11 protein-coding genes are annotated in these 14,577 nt (G+C 74.3%); 8 read left to right on the plus strand and 3 right to left on the minus strand.

Annotated elements, in window-relative coordinates:
* Positions 1 to 602: 602 nt before the first annotated feature.
* The 3 genes from J0910_RS07310 to J0910_RS07320 are packed head-to-tail and all read right to left on the minus strand — an operon-like array spanning position 603 to position 2,895.
* Entirely contained in the window at positions 603 to 1,016 is a 414-nt protein-coding gene (locus tag J0910_RS07310) for a RidA family protein (RefSeq protein WP_420157755.1), read from the minus strand.
* Positions 1,017 to 1,075: 59 nt separating this feature from the next.
* Positions 1,076 to 1,837, minus strand: a complete 762-nt coding sequence (locus tag J0910_RS07315; RefSeq protein WP_420157756.1) for an IclR family transcriptional regulator — start codon at positions 1,835 to 1,837, stop codon at positions 1,076 to 1,078.
* On the minus strand, positions 1,834 to 2,895 hold the full coding sequence (locus J0910_RS07320) for a sugar kinase (protein WP_420157757.1): 1,062 nt from the start codon (positions 2,893 to 2,895) through the stop codon (positions 1,834 to 1,836). The genes J0910_RS07315 and J0910_RS07320 overlap by 4 nt, the downstream gene beginning before the upstream one ends.
* A gap of 155 nt (positions 2,896 to 3,050) precedes the next feature.
* On the opposite strand from J0910_RS07320, the gene J0910_RS07325 reads away from it, so the two are divergent.
* The 8 genes from J0910_RS07325 (at position 3,051) to cas6e (ending at position 14,542) form a co-directional block, all read left to right on the plus strand.
* A complete protein-coding gene (locus J0910_RS07325; RefSeq protein WP_420157758.1) occupies positions 3,051 to 4,361 on the plus strand; it encodes an alanine racemase in 1,311 nt (436 codons plus the stop codon).
* Between the two features lie 121 nt (positions 4,362 to 4,482).
* The gene (locus J0910_RS07330; RefSeq protein ID WP_420157759.1) at positions 4,483 to 6,090 is read left to right on the plus strand and encodes an N-acyl-D-amino-acid deacylase family protein; all 1,608 of its coding nucleotides are present in this window, start codon (positions 4,483 to 4,485) and stop codon (positions 6,088 to 6,090) included.
* A gap of 367 nt (positions 6,091 to 6,457) precedes the next feature.
* Entirely contained in the window at positions 6,458 to 9,292 is a 2,835-nt protein-coding gene (gene cas3 / locus J0910_RS07335; RefSeq protein ID WP_420157760.1) for a CRISPR-associated helicase Cas3', read from the plus strand.
* On the plus strand, positions 9,289 to 11,049 hold the full coding sequence (gene casA / locus J0910_RS07340; RefSeq protein ID WP_420157761.1) for a type I-E CRISPR-associated protein Cse1/CasA: 1,761 nt from the start codon (positions 9,289 to 9,291) through the stop codon (positions 11,047 to 11,049). The genes cas3 and casA overlap by 4 nt, the downstream gene beginning before the upstream one ends.
* On the plus strand, positions 11,046 to 11,783 hold the full coding sequence (casB, locus tag J0910_RS07345) for a type I-E CRISPR-associated protein Cse2/CasB (RefSeq protein WP_420157762.1): 738 nt from the start codon (positions 11,046 to 11,048) through the stop codon (positions 11,781 to 11,783). The genes casA and casB overlap by 4 nt, the downstream gene beginning before the upstream one ends.
* Positions 11,784 to 11,792: 9 nt before the next feature.
* The gene (cas7e, locus tag J0910_RS07350; RefSeq protein WP_420157763.1) at positions 11,793 to 12,968 is read left to right on the plus strand and encodes a type I-E CRISPR-associated protein Cas7/Cse4/CasC; all 1,176 of its coding nucleotides are present in this window, start codon (positions 11,793 to 11,795) and stop codon (positions 12,966 to 12,968) included.
* Entirely contained in the window at positions 12,961 to 13,800 is an 840-nt protein-coding gene (cas5e, locus tag J0910_RS07355) for a type I-E CRISPR-associated protein Cas5/CasD (RefSeq protein ID WP_420157764.1), read from the plus strand. The genes cas7e and cas5e overlap by 8 nt, the downstream gene beginning before the upstream one ends.
* Before the next feature lies 1 nt (position 13,801).
* Complete coding sequence (gene cas6e, locus J0910_RS07360) at positions 13,802 to 14,542, plus strand: type I-E CRISPR-associated protein Cas6/Cse3/CasE (protein WP_420157765.1); 741 nt, start codon at positions 13,802 to 13,804, stop codon at positions 14,540 to 14,542.
* The last annotated feature ends 35 nt before the right edge of the window (positions 14,543 to 14,577 follow it).

Raw genomic sequence — 14,577 nt, forward strand, 5'->3', positions numbered from 1 at the left:
CCGCTCCGGCCGGGTGCCTGGAGGCGCGTAGAGGGCGGTGGGCCGCGGTGTCCGTGCCGCGGGAGAGGCGGCGGATCGGTTCGCGGATGCGGGGGGCGGCCGTTCGCGGCCGGGTTCCACGGGTTCCTCCCGCGCAGGGGCGCGGGCGCTCGGGGCCGGCGGGTCCGGGCCCGGCGGCCGTCCGTTCGGGCGGCTCTCCCGCCTCCTGCGGACCGGTCGGTCCTCCGGTGGACGGCGGGTGCGCCCCTTTTCCCGGAGGCGGCGGCCGGTCGGGGCCGGGGGCGTGCTCTCCGGGTGCGGTGTGCTCTTCGGATGTACCGGGGGCGCCCGGCGGGGCGGCCGGTGCGCCGGCCGCTCCTCGGGGTCCTCCGTCTTCTCCCCCCGGCGGGGGCCGCTCCGGCCTCCGCCGGGGGCGGCCGGGGGCGGTCCGCGGGGTGCGCGGTGCCGCCGCGCCCCCGTCCGGGCCGCGTCCGCCCGGAGGGCGCCGGTACCGGTGCGGGACGGGCGCGACCGGTACCGGCGCAGGGGCCGCGGCGGCTCCTCCCGGGGTCTCCGGGGCAGGCCGCCGGGCCCGGACCGGGGGCGCGCCCCCGGCGGGGGCGTCAGCCCAGCACGGCCAGGGCGTCGACCTCCACCAGCAGCCCGGCGGGCAGGCCCACGTAGACCGTGGTGCGGGCCGCCGGGGCCTCCTTCAGGTCGGCGAAGTAGGAGTTGTAGATCTCGTTGAACTCGGCGAAGTGCGCGGTGTCGGTCAGGTAGACGCGGACCATCATCACGTCCTCCCAGGTCGCGCCGCCCTCCTCCAGGATCGCCTGCACGTTGGCGAAGGTCTGCAGGGTCTGCTCGCGCAGGGTCGGGCCGACCGGGGCCGGGGCCTGGCCCTGCACCGCCGGGCCGAACCCGACCTGCCCGGCGACCTGCAGGATGCTGCCCTTCTTCACGCCGTGCGAGAACTTCGCCGGGGGCGTGGTGTGGGTGGCCGGGGTGAGGGCGGTCTTCTTCGACGGCTCGCTCATCGGTGCGCTCTCCTCATACGTGGCTGTTCTTCGGTGCCGCGGGGGCGGGTGCCCGGCGGTCAGGTTCCGGCCGGCCCGGGGGCCGTTCCGGAGTACTCCGCGGAGATCGCCTCGGCGGTGCGCCGGATCTGCGGGAGCAGGGCGAGGAGCCCGTCCGCGCCCACCACGACGTTGGGCGCGGACAGCGACATCGCCGCGGCGACGCGCCCGTCCGGGCCGCGGATCGGCGCCGCGACGCAGTTGATGGACTCCTCGTGGCCACCCAGGTCGGTGGCCCACCCCTGCGCGCGCACCTTGGCCAGTTCGGCCAGGAAGGCCGGGGCGTCCGGTGTCGAGCGGGGCGTGTATCGGGGGTAGTCGAGGCGGCGGGCGACCTCGTGCCGCTCCGCCTCGGGGAGGTCCGCCAGCAGCAGCTTGGCCACCGCGGCCACGGTGATCGCCACCGGCCGGCCGATGCGCGAGTACATCCGCACCGGGTAGCGGCTGTCGACCTTGTCGATGTAGATGACCTCGCCCTCCTCGTACACCGCGAGGTGCACGGTGTGCCCGGTCTCGGCGTTCAGCCGGGCCAGGTGCGGGTGGGCGACGTCGCGCACGTCCAGCGACTCCATCGCCTGCTGGGCCAGGGCGAACAGCCGGGCGCCCAGCCGGTAGCGCTGGTCGGGCTGGCGGTAGACCACGCCGTGCTCGCACAGGGTGCGCAGCAGCCGCAGCGCGGTCGACTTGTGCACGCCGAGCCGGGTGGCCACCTCCTCCAGGCCGGCGGGCCCCTCGGCGAGGAGCGGGAGGATGGTCAGGGCGCGGTCGACGGTCTGGCTCATGGCGTCCGGGCCTTTCCGGCAGGAGATCCCGCCCCGGCGGTCCAGCCGGGGCCGAGGCGCAGTCTCTCCCAGTCGCCGTCGGAGAGGGCGGCCAGCTCGCCGGTGCGCTCCCGGGACGGCGGCTCGGCCAGGTCGCCGGGGACGGCGAGCGCGGCGGCCGCGAAGAGGTGCCCGTGGCGGAGCCGCTCCAGCGGGGCCAGGCCGCGCAGCGTCGCGGAGAGGAACCCGGCGGCGAACGCGTCGCCCGCCCCCACCGGGGCCACCACGTCCACCCGGGCGGCCGGGGCGAACAGCCCGCCGGGGGTCTGCGGGGTGAACGCGGTGGCGCCGGCCGGGCCCTCCTTGACGACCAGCACCGGCGGCTCGGGCAGCGCGGCGCGCACCGCCGCGGGGCCGCCGGACACCCCCCAGGCCGCCTCGGCCTCGTCCTCGCCGACGAACACCACGTCGCAGCCGCGGGCCAGGTCGAGCAGGACCTCCGGGCCGGCCGGGGCGCCGGGCCACAGCCCGGCCCGGTAGTTGACGTCGAAGGAGACCAGCGGGCGGCCGGGGCGGTCCGAGGTGAGCCGGCGGAGCAGGCCCAGGCAGTCCGCGGAGAGCGCGGCGGTGATGCCGGTCAGGTGCAGCACCCGGCCGGCGTCGGCGTCGGCGGCGGGCACCGTCTCCGCCGACATCGCCGAGGCCGCGGAGCCGGCCCGGTAGTAGACCACCTCGGACAGCTCGGGGCCGCCATCCGGGCCGGTGGGCCGCTCCCCGGCGGTGCGGAAGTAGACGCCGGTGGGCCGGTGCGGGTCGCGGCCGACCGCGGAGGTGTCCACCCCGTAGGAGGCGACGGCGCGCACCAGGTAGTCGCCGAAGCCGTCGGCGCCGACCCGGCTGAGCCAGCGGGCCCGGTGCCCGGCGGCGGCCAGGGTGCAGGCCACGTTGGACTCGGCGCCGCCCAGCGAGCGGTCGAACGAGGGCACATCGGCGAGCCGGCCCGGGCGCGACGGCAGGAACGTCACCAGGGACTCTCCGAGGCAGACCGCCTCGGGGGCGTGCGGCGCGGTGCTGTTCACGTCGGGAAGGGCTCCTCGTCCACCGGGGCGTCGGTCGGACGGCGGCCGGACGGCCCGAAGGCGCCGTTGACCACCGCTTCCCCGGATGGTAGACAGCGATGAGCGACGAACGCAACGACCATTGCACATGCTGCAACGCACCTCGGGGAGCCGCCATGACCAGCGCCGACAGCCCTTCGGGGGGCCGCCTCACCGGCCTCGACACGCTCGCCGGCGAGATCGTCGACGAACGCTTCAAGGGGCTCCCGCCGGACGCCGCGGGGCTGGCGGCCGGCGCGCTGGCGGCCGAGCGGCGCAACCTGTTCACCGGCGGCTTCACCACCCCGGTGCTGGCGCTGTCGGCCGAGCGGACCGAGCACAACCTGGCGCTGATGGAGTCCTACGCCGAACGGCACGGCCTGGCGTTCGCCCCGCACGGCAAGACGTCGATGGCGCCGCAGCTGTTCGAGCGCCAGCTGGAGCGCGGAGCCTGGGGGATCACCCTGGCCGTGCCGCACCAGGTGCGGCTGGCCCGCCGGTTCGGCGTCCCGCGCATCTTCCTCGCCAACGAGCTGGTGGACGCCGCCGCGCTGCGCTGGCTCGCCGCCGAGCTCGACGCCGACCCCGGCTTCGCCTTCTCCTGCTACGCGGACTCGGTGCGCGGCGTCGAGCTGATGGACGCCGCGCTGCGCGCCGCCGGCGCCCGGCGCCCGGTGGACGTCGTGGTCGAGCTGGGCGCGGGCGACGGCGCCCGCACCGGGGTGCGCACCGAGAAGGAGGCCGCCGAGGTCGCCGACGCGGTCGCCGCCGCCGGCGCGCTCCGCCTGATCGGCGTCGCGGGCTACGAGGGCGAGGTCCCCGGCGCGGACCCGGAGCGGGTCGCCGCCTGGCTGCGCCGGCTCACCGGCCTGGCCGCCGCGTTCGACGCCGCGGGCCGCTTCGACCACCTCGGCGCGGACGAGCAGATCATGGTCACCGCCGGCGGCAGCGCCTGGTTCGACCAGGTCGCCGAGGTCTTCGCGGAGCTCGGCGGGCTCTCCCGGCCGGTGCTCAAGCTGCTCCGCTCCGGCGCCTACGTCTCGCACGACGACGGCCTGTACCGCGAGCGCACCCCGTTCAACCGGGTCCCGGAGGAGGGGGAGCTGCGCGCGGCGTTCACGCTGTGGGCGCAGGTGGTCTCCCGGCCCGAGCCCGGCCAGGCGTTCCTCAACGCGGGCCGCCGGGACGCCGCCTACGACCAGCACCTGCCCGAGGTGCACCTGGTCCGCTCGGCCCGCGACGGCGCGGTCCGCCGCGCCGAGGGGGTCGCCGTCACCGGCCTGTCCGACCAGCACGCCTGGCTCCGGGTGGACGGCGCCGACCTGGAGGTCGGCGACTGGGTCGGCATGGGCATGTCGCACCCCTGCACGATCTTCGACAAGTGGCAGATGGTGCCCCTGGTCGAGGAGGACGGCACGGTCACCGACCTGATCCGCACCTTCTTCTAGGCCGGCGCGAGGAGGGGCCCGGGGAGGGGCGCACCGCCCCCCGGGGCCGCCCTTCTCCCCGGCCCGCGCCACCGGCCCCTCCGGGCCCGCCGGAGCCCACCAGACCGAGGAAGGACCCCCCATGGACCTGGTCATCACCGGAGCCCGCGTCATCGACGGCGGCGGAGGCCCGTCCTACCGCGCCGACGTCGGCGTGGACGGCGGGCGCATCACCGCGATCCACCGGGAGGGCGACGCCGGGCCGCGCCCCTCGGCCGCCCGCACCCTGGACGCCGGCGGCCTGGCCCTGGCGCCCGGCTTCATCGACATGCACGCCCACTCCGACCTGGCGCTGCTCCGCGACCCGGACCACTCGGCCAAGGCCGCCCAGGGGGTCACCCTGGAGGTCATCGGGCAGGACGGGCTCTCCTACGCCCCGGTGGACGACCGCACCCTGGCCGAGGTGCGCCGCGCCATCACCGGCTGGAACGGCGACGGCTCCGACATCGACTTCGACTGGCGCACGGTGGGGGAGTACCTGGACCGCCTGGACCGGCAGGGCACCGCGGTCAACGCCGCCTACCTGATCCCGCAGGGCACGGTGCGCATCCTCGCGATGGGCTGGGCGGACCGCCCGCCCTCCGCCGACGAGCTGGACACGATGAAGCGCTTGGTCGCGGAGGGGATGGAGCAGGGCGCGGTCGGCATGTCCTCCGGGCTGACCTACACCCCGGGCATGTACGCCTCCGGCGCGGAGCTGGCCGAGCTGTGCAGGGTGGCCGCCGCCTACGGCGGCTACTACTGCCCGCACCACCGCTCCTACGGGGCCGGCGCCCTGGAGGCCTACGCGGAGATGGTCGAGCTGGCCAAGGAGTCCGGCTGCCCGCTGCACCTGGCGCACGCCACCATGAACTTCGCGCCCAATGCCGGCCGCGGCCAGGACCTCCTCGACCTGCTGGACGCGGCCATCGCCGAGGGCGCCGACATCAGCCTGGACACCTACCCCTACACCCCGGGCAGCACCACCCTGGCCGCGATGCTGCCCAGCTGGGCGGGGGAGGGCGGCCCGGAGGCGACCCTGGCCCGGCTCGCCGACCCCGCCGAGACGGCGCGCATCCGGCACACCATGGAGGTGGAGGGCTCCGACGGCTGCCACGGGGTGCCCATCGAGTGGGACACCATCGAGATCTCCGGGGTCTCCGATCCGGAGCTGGCGCCCTACGTCGGCCGCACCATCGCCGCCTCGGCGGCCGAGCGCGGCGAGGAGCCGTTCGCCGTCGCGCACCGGCTGCTCACCGCCGACCGGCTGGGCACCGCCATCCTCCAGCACGTCGGGCACGAGGAGAACGTCCGCACCATCATGCGCCACCCGGTGCACACCGGCGGCAGCGACGGCCTCCTCCAGGCCGCCAAGCCGCACCCCCGCGCCTACGGCACCTTCCCCCGCTACCTCGGCCGCTACAGCCGCGACCTGGGCCTGCTCTCCCTGGAGGAGTGCGTCGCCCACCTCACCTCCCGCCCCGCCGCCCGCCTCCGCCTCCCCGACCGGGGCCTGGTCCGCGAGGGCCACCGCGCCGACCTCGTCCTCTTCGACCCGGACACCGTCGCCGACACCGCCACCTTCGACGAACCGCGCAGCCTCCCCGAGGGCATCCCGCACGTCCTCATCTCCGGCCGGCCGGTCATCCGCGACGGCCGCCGCACCGACGTCCTGGCAGGCCGCTCGGTCCGCCGCACCCCGCTCTCCTGAAGACCCCGCCCCCGCCCGCCCGCCCGCCCGGCCGGGCGGGCGGGGGCGGGCATGGCCGCAACCGGCCGACCGCTCTGCTCCGGAGGCGTTCGCCCGTTCCGGGCCCACGTGCCGGAGAAGACCGCACCGACTGCCCTGGAAGCCATCGGAATCAGCGGGGCGGGCTCCCCTGATCAGGCCGGATCGCTGTACTCGGTGCCTCGGCCGAGTGCGTTCCCCGCCCGCCTCCTCTGCGCCGGGGCGGGTTTCACCTGATCCCCCGGTCCCCGGGACCGCTCTTCGGCGAGCACTCCGGGACGGGAATTGTCGTTCGTTCGTGACAGTATGCGTTCGGCTGGTCGCAGGTACTGGGGATCGGGGTGTGTCCATGGATGTCCGTTTCGGACCTGAGGCGTGGTCCGTTTGGGGAAAGACGGGCGCGAAAAGCAGAGCCGAAGGGGTGACCGAAAAAGATTGGCACCCGCTGGCGGCGCATTCGCTGGACACCATGAACGTGGCCGATCGGTTGTGGGACGGCTACCTTTCCCCTGCGTTCCGGAGGCGCCTGGCGGTCGGTCTCCCCGGTGGGCCCGAGCAGCGGGACCAACTGGCCCGAGGGCTCTTCCGGTGGTTGGCGGCCCTGCACGACCTGGGCAAGTGCACCCCCGGATTCCAGCAGCGGAGCGATCTGCACTTTCCCCGGGTGAAGGCCCTGCTGCCGGTGGCGAAGGCGCCGGAGCACCGGGCGCACAACCTCGTCTCGGCGCACCTCCTCTACCGGTTCGCCAGGGAATCCGGCTGGGAGGTACGGGCGGCGAAATGGGCGGCCGCCGTCGTCGGCGGCCACCACGGGGTGTTTCCCGCCCCTGATCTCCTCCATGCGGAATCGGCCTTCGGCGAGAGCGAGATCGGCGGCGGGGAATGGCGCCGTGCTCAGCGGGAACTCTTCGACCGGCTCACCGAGGCATCCGGGGTCCGGCTCGACCTCCTCGCGGGCCACGTGCCGCCGATCGGGGCGCAGATGGCCTGTGCCGGCGCGGTCATTCTGGCCGACTGGCTGGCCAGCAACGAGGGGTTGTTCGGATACGCGAACAAGGGGTCGGAGGACTACCCGGAGGCCTCGCGGCGCACCTCGTCCGGTTTCGCCGCCACCATGCAGTTGGGCGACGTCTGGCGGCCCGAGCCGGAACCGGACGCGCACGCGCACTACCGCTCCCGGTTCGGGATCGGGACCCCGCGCGACACCCAGGTCGTCGCCTACGACATCGCGGCGTCCATGGAGCGGCCCGGCCTGATGGTCATCGAGGCCCCCACGGGTGAGGGAAAGACGGAGGCCGCACTGGCCGCCGCCGAGGTCATGGCGGCCCGGTCCGGTGCCAACGGGCTCTTCTTCGCACTGCCCACCCAGGCCACCGGCAACCAGATCTTCGACCGCGTCCTCGACGACTGGGTCACCCGCCTGCCGCAGGGCACCCCGCCCACCGTGGGGCTGGTGCACGGCAAGGCCGCCCGGCACGAGAAGTTCCACGACCTGCCGCTGGCGGGCGTGGGCGAGCACGGCCAGGACGCGGTCACCGCGTCCCAGTGGATGCGGGGAGGCAAGAAGGCGCTGCTCTCCCCGGTGTCCGTGGGCACCATCGACCAGCTGCTGTTCGCCGGGGTGAGCGCGCCGCACGTGATGCTCCGGCACACCGCCCTGGCCGGCAAGGCGGTGGTCGTGGACGAGGTGCACGCCTACGACACCTACATGGCGCAGATCCTCCACCGGGTACTGCGCTGGCTCGGCCTGCACGGAGTCCCGGTGATCCTGCTGTCCGCCACCCTGCCCCCCGCCGCGCGCGCCGCCCTCGTCGATGCCTACGCCCCCGGGGCGGACGGCACGGTCGACGCAGGGTATCCGCAGGTCACCTGGGTGGAATCGGCGGACCCCGCCGAGCCCGCACCGGCGGAGTCCTTCTTCGCGCCGAGCGTAGAGGAGGCATCGGCGCCACGGGTGGGCGTCCGCGCGGCGGAGCGGACCGAGGAGCGGGCCGCGGACCTGGCCGTGGAGTTCTTCCCGGAAGGAGAGGGCCCACTGCCGCTCGCACGGCGGATCGCCGACCTGACGGCGGACGGCGGGTGCGCGCTGGCGGTCCGCAACACCGTCGGGCGCGCCCAGGAGCTCTATGACGGGCTGGTCGGCCTCTTCGGCGCAGAACAGGTCACTCTGGTCCACTCCCGCTTCACCGCGGACGACCGGAACCGGTTGGACGCCTCGCTGCGGGAGCGGTTCGGGCCGCCGAAGAAGGACGAGGAGACGGGGGACGCGATCGAGCTCCCCGGGCGCCCGAGCCGGCATGTCGTCGTCGCCACCCAGGTCGCAGAGCAGTCCTTGGACGTCGATTTCGACCTGGTCGCCAGCGACATGGCCCCGGTCGACCTGCTGCTGCAGCGGGCCGGACGCCTGCACCGGCACCGGCGGCCGAAGCCCCGGCCCGAGGCCCTGAGGGAACCGAAGCTGATCGTCGCGGGGTTCTCGATCGGAGCCGAAGCGGCGCCGCCGCGGTACCCGACCAAGGACGACCGCCCCTACCTGCACCACCTGCTGCTGCGCACGCATGCCGCTCTCATGGCCGCGGCCGGGGAGCAGAAGCGCGCCACCGGCCCCGTGCTGCGGATCCCGCAGGACGTTCCAGGCCTCATCGACACGGTGTACGGGGAGGACGAGATCGGCCCGCCCGGTTGGGAAGCGGCGATGAAAGAGGCCCGAGCCGGTGCGCTGAGCGCCTTCGACGACCTCAGGCGGCACGCGCGCGCCCTGTTGCTGAAGGAGCCCGACGCCTCCGATCCGGACCTGGGCGCCCTCTGCCGCGCCACCGCCCACGAAGCCGATGAGGAGGAGCGCGGGCATCTGCTCCGGGTCCGCTCGGGACCGATGAGCGTGGAGGCGGTCCTGCTCCGCCGCGCCGGAACGGCGGTGGCGCGAACCGTCTCGGCCGGAGGCAAGGTGGACGTTCCCCTCGATCGCACCCCGAACCGGAGGCAGAAAGAGGCCGTTCTCGGCCAAACGGTCCGCCTGCCGAAGTGGATGGTCGACACTGATGCACTCGAGTGCCCACCGGGGTGGAAGAACGCCCCCTGGGCGCGCGGGCTGCGCGTGCTGCTGCTGGGACGGACCTCCGGAACGGTCCGGCACGGAAAGAAGACCTTGGGCTACGACCCGGAGCGGGGGATCAGCGCATGACCGTGACCGTCCCTACAGAGGCCGGCCTCTCTTTCGACCTGATCGATGAGCCCTGGCTGCCCTGCATCGGGGTGGACGGGCGGCACCGCACCGCCTCCCTGCGGGAGGCGCTGACCGAGGCGCACGAGATCCGGGACCTCGTGGTGGACGTCCCCACCCAGTACCCGGCGCTGGTCCGGCTGCTGCTGGCGGTGCTGCACCGGGCCCTCGGCGTCAAAGGCGGGAAGCAGTACGCGTCGCAGCCCCGGAACCAGGTCGACTGGAAGCTCCTCTACGGTTGGGGGCGCTTTCCCCGGGAACCGCTCGACGCCTACCTCGACACCTGGCGGCACCGGTTCGACCTGTTCGCGGAGGAGCGCCCGTTCTTCCAGGCGGCCGATCTGGCGGTCAAAGGCAGAAGCGATGCCGAAGGCGGTGGGGCCAAACCCTCCAACCTGCTCATTCCGCACGCGGCCAGCGGCAACAACGCGCCGATCTTCTCCGCGGCCCGGGACGGCCGTCCCGTCCGCCTCACCCCGGCGGAGGCGGCGCGCTGGCTGGTGCACGTGCACGCCTGGGACACGGCCGGCATCAAGACGGGGGCCATCGGCGACCCGAAGGCGAAGGCCGGCAAGACGACCGGCAACCGGACCGGCCACCTCGGCTCGCTCGGGGTGCTCCTCCCCACCGGGGCGACCCTGTGGGAGACCCTCATGTTCAACCTCCTTCCGTTGGACGACGACGTGTCCCCCGAGGACGACCTCCCCTTCTGGGAACGGGAGGAGGGCCTCGACTCCACCTGGCGGGAGCGGCTGCCCCGCGGCGTCATCGACCTGTACTGCTGGCCGGCGCGGCGGGTGAGGCTGCGCCCCGGCGGGGCCCGAGACGGAGAGGGGCCGTCCGTACGGCACGTACTGGTCTGCGCCGGGGACCGGTTGCTGGACGGGTCCACCCTGCACAGCCTGGAACCGCACTCCGCCTGGTGGGCGGTGTCCAAAGACGATGAGAAGAAGGAGAAGCGCACCGAGGGGATGCCGGAGCAGTACCGGTCGGAGCGGCACCGGCCCGGTCGGCAGCTCTGGCGGGGCCTCGGCGGCATTCTCGGCCGCAAGAACGAGCTCAGCGGTCCGAAGGCCTACAAGCGCCCATTGGCCTTGGAGAACCTCGCCGCCGCCGCCGACGGAGCGGTGGCCGGGGAGCGCGTCATCCAGGTGCGGGCGTTCGGCACCACATATGGGATCCAGAGCGCCGTCGTCGAGGAGACCTACACCGACACGCTTCCGCTGCCGGTGGCCCTGCTCCGCCCGCAGGGAGCACACGAGCTGGACGCCGTCGCGGTCAGGTGCGTCGAGGACTCGGAGCGGGCGGCGCGGGCGCTCGGCCGGTTCGCCGCGGACATCGCCTTCGCGGCAGGCGGCGACGGGGACGCGGAGAAGAGCCGCCAGGCCGAGGCGCAGAACCGGCTCTACCTGATGCTGGACCACCCGTTCCGGGACTGGATCGCCCGCCTCGCCGACGGACGGGCCGCAGAGGAGCACAGGGGCGGATGGCACCGGCGGGTCCGCACCGCGGCCGGCAGGCTCGCCGCGGACCTCGCCGCGTCCGCGCCGGTGACGGCAGAGCGGGTGCGCCTCCGCCCTCCGCCCGGCGGCAAGGAGGGAAGGCCGCGGCCGATCAACCTCGCCATCGCCTGGAACGACTTCACCCACCGTCTGCACCAGGCGGTACCGCAAGCCGGTCGGGGAAGCGGAGACGACGAGAACGGAGGTCCACGATGACATCTCCGACCGTGTGGACGGACGGACACCTGAACCGTGCCGCGGAGTGGCGGCGCGAGTGCGAGCGGCGCCTCCAGCGGGAGCTGGGGGAGCTCTTCACCGAGGGCGGGGAGGGAAAGCGGGCTCCGTCCGCGCTCCGGGAAGGAGCCCCGGCGACGCTCAACCGGTGGCGGAAGGCGTTCGCCGGCCCGCCCCGGTCCAATCCGGTCCTGGCCATGCCGATCGCCAACATCCTCGGAGACCTGGGGGAGGGCCGGCAGGCGCGGCGCTGGGAGGAGGCGATCCACTACGGACTGGGCCTGTTCGCGGTCCACCAGCAGTCCAAGGACGCACCCATGCACGTCCCCGCCGAGCGGGGGCAGGCCGGTTTCAGCCTGGGATCCGCCTGCCGGGAGCTCGCCCGCAGGAAGGCCGGCGAGTTGGAGAAGCGGGAGTACCCGCCGCAGCTCCCCCAGCACGAATCGGTCAACCGCGGACTGGTGCGGCGGCTCGACGCGGCGGTCGGCGCGGGCAGCACCAGAGAGGCGGTCCAGCACGTCCGAGGGCTGATCCCCCTGCTCAAAGCGGAGGACATCGCCCTGGACCACGGTCGGCTCATCACGGCCTTGGCCGAAAGCGGCGACCCGGCCCGGCGCGGACGGGTCGGATACGGGTGGAGCCGCGACTTCTACCGCCCCCTTCCGGCGCCCGCCCGCGATGGCGCCGCTTCCGAAGACGACGACAGCAAGGAGTAGCGAATCCCCATGGTCTTCCTGGACGTGCACGCGATCCAGTCGGTCCCCCCGGCCAACATCAACCGGGACGAGAACGGCAGCCCGAAGACGGCCCTGTACGGCGGGGCGCGGCGGCTCCGGGTCTCCTCCCAGGCGTGGAAGCGGGCCGCGCGCAAGGAGCTGGAGCGGGCCTCGGCCGGCTTCCAGGAGTCGCAGCGCACCAAGCGCCTGCCGGAGAAGCTGGAGGCGGAGATCACCGCCCTCGCCCCGCACCTGGCCGACCGGGCGGGTGAGATCGCTGAGACCGCGGTCAAGGAGCTCTTCAAGGTCAAGACCAAGGCCGGGAAGAACGGGAAGCGGCCGACCACCGAGTACCTGCTCTTCCTCGGCGACGAGCAGCGCAGGCGCGTCGCCGAGCTCCTGGTCGGGGCCGAGGAGAAGGTCCTGGGAGCCGTGGGCGACGCCAAGAGGTTCGAGAAGGCCGCCAAGGAGCTGGGGCTCCGGGAGGCGATCGACGGCGGCCACCCGCCAGCGGTCGCCCTGTTCGGCCGGATGATCGCCACCGATCCCGAGCTCAACGTCGACGCCGCCTGCCAGGTCGCGCACGCCATCTCCACGCACGCGGTGGAGGCCCAGTTCGACTACTACACGGCCGTCGACGACGCCGCCCAGGACGCCGACGAGACGGGCGCCGGCATGATCGGCAGCATCGAGTTCAACGCCGCCACCATGTACCGGTACGCCGCCGTCGACCTGGAGAGCCTGGTCCGCAACCTCGACGGGGACCGCGGGTTCGCCGCCGAGGCGGCCACCGCGTTCGCCAGGGCCTTCCTGCTCAGCATGCCCACCGGGAAGCGGACCACCTTCGCCAACAACACCCGGCCGGACTACGTGCTGCTCTCGATCCGCGACGACCAGCCGGTCAGCCTGGCCGGGGCGTTCGAGCGCCCGGTCACCGCGGAGAACGACGACGGCGACCTGCTCGGTTACACCGCCCGGTCGGTGCGGCGGCTGGTCGACTACCACGCGGCCCAGGACGAGCAGTACGGAAGCGCCCCGGACACGGTCGCCACCGCCTCCCCGGACTGGGTCGCCGAGGCGGTCGGGGGCGGCCTGCGGGTCCCGGCGGAGCCGGTACCGCTGCCCAAGGCGCTGGACCGGGTCCGCGGCCGGCTGGCCGAGCTGATCGGCGGCGGGGATGGCTGAGCAGGTCGACGTGCTCGCCCTGCGGCTGGGCGGCCCGCTGCAGTCGTGGGGCGGGGGGACCCGGTTCACCACCCGGGGAACGCTGAGCCACCCGACCAAGTCGGGGGTGGTAGGGCTGTGCGCGGCCGCGCTCGGCCGGCCGCGCGGGGCGGACCTGTCCGATCTGGCCGCACTGGAGTTCGGGGTGCGCACGGACCGGCCGGGCGAGCTGCTGATCGACTACCACACGATGTCGGCGGCCTCCCACGGGCCGCTGGCGCCGAAGGAGCAGCGGCTGCCCACCGCCGACGGCAAGATGCTGAAACCCGGGGAAGGGAAGATCTCGCGCCGCTACTACCTGCAGGACGCCGTCTTCACCGCGGCGTTCGCGGGGCGGACGGACGGGCAGCGCGACTTGCTGCGCCGGCTCGAGGAAGCGCTGCGCCGACCGCGCTACCCCCTCTTCCTCGGCCGCCGCTCCTGCCCGCCGGACCGGCCCGTGCTCATCGCGCGGTTCGAGGGCGCCGCGGGGGCGCACCGGGCGCTCTCCTCGCTGATCCCGTGGCAAGTGCCGAAGTGGCGGCGTGTGCGGCGCCGCGAGGCCCCCGAGCGGCTGGCCGTGGCGTTCGACCACCCCGAAGGCGAGGAGCTCATCGACGACCTCCCGGCGGGAGGGGCCGCGTTCGATCGGGTCTTCGCGCACCGTCCGGTCCGCCACGATCACATTGAGCCGGGCCGGCTGCCGGTCGGCCCGGAGGGCTCCGGGCCGCCGCAGGAGGAAGAAGACGAACCGCCGCTCTTCGACGGCGAGGCGGCGCTGGGACTTCTCCCCGCGCTGAACGAGGAGGTGTGAGGTGTACCTGACCAGGACGTTCATCAATCCTCGCCGGCGTGGGGCCGTCCCCTTCATCGGGAACCCGCAGAAGCTGCACGCGGCCGTGATGCAGGCGTTCCCGCAGTCGCCGGCGTCCGATGCGGCCGAGGGGGCGCGGGTGCTCTGGCGGTTGGACGGAGACGATCCCCGGCGGCCGGTGCTGTGGACGGTCTCGCCGGACAGGCCGAGCATGAGGCACGTCACCGAGCCCTACGGCTGGCCGGAGTCGGACCGGGCCTTCGAGACCAGGGAGTACGGTCCACTGCTGGACCGGCTGGGGGAAGGGCAGCGCTACATCTTCCGGGTGACGGTCAACCCGGTCAAGGCGCTTCCGCCGGCAGAACCGGAGCAGGGGAGCCCGGACGGAAAGCGCCCCCGGGGCGGGAGGGTCCCGCTCGTCGGCGTCGAGGCGCAGGTCGAATGGTTCGCGGAGCGGAGTGAGAAATGGGGGTTCCGGCTCCTGCCCGGCCGGGTCGGCCGCCCTGACGCCGATGCCGACGGGCGCCCCGCTCGCGCGGTCGAGGTGAGGGACAGCCGGAAACTCCGCTTCTGGCGGGAGAAGAAGGCCAAACCGGTGGTCCTCAACACCGTCACCTTCGAAGGGCTGATGGAGGTCGCCGACGCCGAGGCCCTGCGCACGTCTCTCACCCGCGGCGTCGGACGGGCCAAGGGGTACGGCTGCGGCCTGATCAGCCTGGCCCCCGCCCCCGGCGGCCGGTGACGGAGCACGGCCCGAGAGCGAGCGCCGGAGACGTC

The sequence above is a fragment of the Nocardiopsis oceanisediminis genome, assembly GCF_048595525.1.
In the GTDB taxonomy this organism is placed as follows: domain Bacteria; phylum Actinomycetota; class Actinomycetes; order Streptosporangiales; family Streptosporangiaceae; genus Nocardiopsis_A; species Nocardiopsis_A oceanisediminis.

Bases quoted from the DNA above. Each gene is read 5' to 3' on its own strand.
- casB (WP_420157762.1), top strand. From the start codon at position 11,046: ATGACATCTCCGACCGTGTGGACGGACGGACACCTGAACCGTGCCGCG.
- cas7e (WP_420157763.1), top strand. From the start codon at position 11,793: ATGGTCTTCCTGGACGTGCACGCGATCCAGTCGGTCCCCCCGGCCAAC.
- cas5e (WP_420157764.1), top strand. From the start codon at position 12,961: ATGGCTGAGCAGGTCGACGTGCTCGCCCTGCGGCTGGGCGGCCCGCTG.
- cas3 (WP_420157760.1), top strand. From the start codon at position 6,458: ATGGATGTCCGTTTCGGACCTGAGGCGTGGTCCGTTTGGGGAAAGACG.
- casA (WP_420157761.1), top strand. From the start codon at position 9,289: ATGACCGTGACCGTCCCTACAGAGGCCGGCCTCTCTTTCGACCTGATC.
- J0910_RS07310 (WP_420157755.1), bottom strand. From the start codon at position 1,016: ATGAGCGAGCCGTCGAAGAAGACCGCCCTCACCCCGGCCACCCACACC.
- J0910_RS07330 (WP_420157759.1), top strand. From the start codon at position 4,483: ATGGACCTGGTCATCACCGGAGCCCGCGTCATCGACGGCGGCGGAGGC.
- J0910_RS07315 (WP_420157756.1), bottom strand. From the start codon at position 1,837: ATGAGCCAGACCGTCGACCGCGCCCTGACCATCCTCCCGCTCCTCGCC.
- J0910_RS07325 (WP_420157758.1), top strand. From the start codon at position 3,051: ATGACCAGCGCCGACAGCCCTTCGGGGGGCCGCCTCACCGGCCTCGAC.